Origin of the sequence: Clostridium weizhouense (genome assembly GCF_019431045.1) — a bacterium.
Classification (GTDB): domain Bacteria; phylum Bacillota; class Clostridia; order Clostridiales; family Clostridiaceae; genus Clostridium; species Clostridium weizhouense.
In genome coordinates, this window is sequence record NZ_JAHXPT010000030.1 from 1 (window position 1) to 2,921 (window position 2,921).

Here is a 2,921-nt window from a genome sequence, read left to right on the forward strand (position 1 = left end):
AGGTCAAGCTACAAAGGGCGCATGGTGAATGCCTTGGCATCAGGAGCCGATGAAGGACGTGATAAGCTGCGATAAGCTTCGGGTAGGCGCACATAGCCAGAGATCCGGAGATTTCCGAATGAGGGAACTCACATGGGAAACCCCATGTATCATAAAGTGAATACATAGCTTTATGAAGGTAAACCTAGGGAACTGAAACATCTAAGTACCTAGAGGAAGAGAAAGAAAAATCGATTTTCTTAGTAGCGGCGAGCGAAAAGGAAAGAGCCCAAACCAAAGATTTATCTTTGGGGTTGCGGACAGAACATTAACGAGAAGTTATGATTAATCGAGCACAACTGGAAAGTTGGACCGTAGGGGGTAATAGTCCCGTAGATGAAAGTTATAATAATCAAGTTCTGATCCAGAGTACCACGAGACACGTGAAACCTTGTGGGAAGCAGGGAGGACCACCTCCCAAGGCTAAATACTACCTGATGACCGATAGTGAAGCAGTACCGTGAGGGAAAGGTGAAAAGAACCCCGGGAGGGGAGTGAAATAGAACCTGAAACCATGTGCCTACAACCGATCAAAGCACCTTATGTGTGTGATGATGTGCTTTTTGTAGAACGAGCCAACGAGTTACGGTATGTAGCGAGGTTAAGTACTTAAGGTACGGAGCCGAAGGGAAACCGAGTCTTAATAGGGCGACTAGTTGCATGCTGTAGACCCGAAACCGGGTGACCTATCCATGGCCAGGTTGAAGCGAGGGTAAAACCTCGTGGAGGACCGAACCACGTTGCTGTTGAAAAAGCATGGGATGAGCTGTGGATAGCGGAGAAATTCCAATCGAACTCGGATATAGCTGGTTCTCCTCGAAATAGCTTTAGGGCTAGCGTCGGAAAATGTGAGTACTGGGGGTAGAGCACTGAATGGGCTAGGGGGCATAGCGCTTACCGAACCTTATCAAACTCCGAATACCAGATACTATCAGTCCGGCAGTCAGACTGCGAAAGATAAGTTCCGTAGTCAAAAGGGAAACAGCCCAGATCGTCAGCTAAGGTCCCAAAGTGTAAGTTAAGTGGAAAAGGATGTGGGATTTCTAAGACAACTAGGATGTTGGCTTAGAAGCAGCCACTCATTAAAAGAGTGCGTAATAGCTCACTAGTCAAGAGATCCTGCGCCGAAAATGTCCGGGGCTCAAACTTACCACCGAAGCTACGGGTTCACACTTTAGTGTGAGCGGTAGAGGAGCGTCGTAATCGGGCTGAAGTCGTACCGTAAGGAGCGGTGGACTGATTACGAGTGAGAATGTTGGCATTAGTAGCGAGATGTGGGTGAGAATCCCACAGGCCGAATACCTAAGGTTTCCTCAGGAAGGTTCGTCCGCTGAGGGTTAGTCGGGACCTAAGCCGAGGCCGAAAGGCGTAGGCGATGGACAATCGGTTGATATTCCGATACCACTATAATCGTTATTATCGATGGTGTGACGGAGAAGGATAGGATGTGCTAGCTATTGGATGCTAGTCTAAGCGTTTAGGGAGTTAGAATAGGCAAATCCGTTCTAACAATTCTGAGGCGTGATGGGGAAGGTTCTACGGAACCGAAGTATCTGATTCCATGCTTCCAAGAAAAGCATCTAGAGAGAGAAATAGTGCCCGTACCGCAAACCGACACAGGTAGGTGAGGAGAGAATCCTAAGGCCGGCGGAAGAATTGCAGTTAAGGAACTAGGCAAATTGACCCCGTAACTTCGGGAGAAGGGGTGCCTGCGAGAGCAGGCCGCAGAGAATAGGCACAAGCAACTGTTTAACAAAAACACAGGTCTCTGCTAAAGCGAAAGCTGATGTATAGGGGCTGACGCCTGCCCGGTGCTGGAAGGTTAAGGGGAACACTTAGCGTAAGCGAAGGTGTGAACTTAAGCCCCAGTAAACGGCGGCCGTAACTATAACGGTCCTAAGGTAGCGAAATTCCTTGTCAGGTAAGTTCTGACCCGCACGAATGGCGTAATGACTTGTGCACTGTCTCAACTGCAAATCCGGCGAAGTTGTAGTGCGAGTGAAGATGCTCGCTACCCGCGATTGGACGGAAAGACCCCGTAGAGCTTTACTGTAGCTTAGCATTGAATTTCGGTATTGTCTGTACAGGATAGGTGGGAGACTGGGAAACTAGGGCGTCAGCCTTGGTGGAGTCAACCTTGGGATACCACCCTGATAGTACTGGAATTCTAACTGGATGCCATGAATCTGGTGACAGGACATTGTTAGGTGGGCAGTTTGACTGGGGCGGTCGCCTCCTAAAAAGTAACGGAGGCGCCCAAAGGTTCCCTCAGAACGGTCGGAAATCGTTCGTAGAGTGCAAAGGCAGAAGGGAGCCTGACTGCGAGACCTACAAGTCGAGCAGGGACGAAAGTCGGGCTTAGTGATCCGGTGGTACCTCGTGGGAGGGCCATCGCTCAACGGATAAAAGCTACCTCGGGGATAACAGGCTGATCTCCCCCAAGAGTTCACATCGACGGGGAGGTTTGGCACCTCGATGTCGGCTCGTCGCATCCTGGGGCTGAAGTAGGTCCCAAGGGTTGGGCTGTTCGCCCATTAAAGCGGCACGCGAGCTGGGTTCAGAACGTCGTGAGACAGTTCGGTCCCTATCCGTCGCGGGCGCAGGAAATTTGAGAAGAGCTGTCCTTAGTACGAGAGGACCGGGATGGACCGACCTATGGTGTACCAGTTGTTTCGCCAGAAGCATAGCTGGGTAGCTAAGTCGGGACGGGATAAACGCTGAAAGCATCTAAGCGTGAAGCCTCCTTCAAGATGAGATTTCCCATAGCGTAAGCTAGTAAGACCCCTTGAAGACTACAAGGTTGATAGGTCAGAGGTGTAAGTGTGGTAACATATTTAGCTGACTGATACTAATAGGTCGAGGGCTTGACCAATAATAATTAA

1 rRNA gene is annotated in these 2,921 nt (G+C 49.8%); it reads left to right on the forward strand.

What is annotated here, in order from left to right:
- Position 1 precedes the first annotated feature (1 nt).
- Positions 2-2,911 (forward strand): 23S ribosomal RNA (locus tag KYD98_RS17940).
- Positions 2,912-2,921 lie beyond the last annotated feature (10 nt).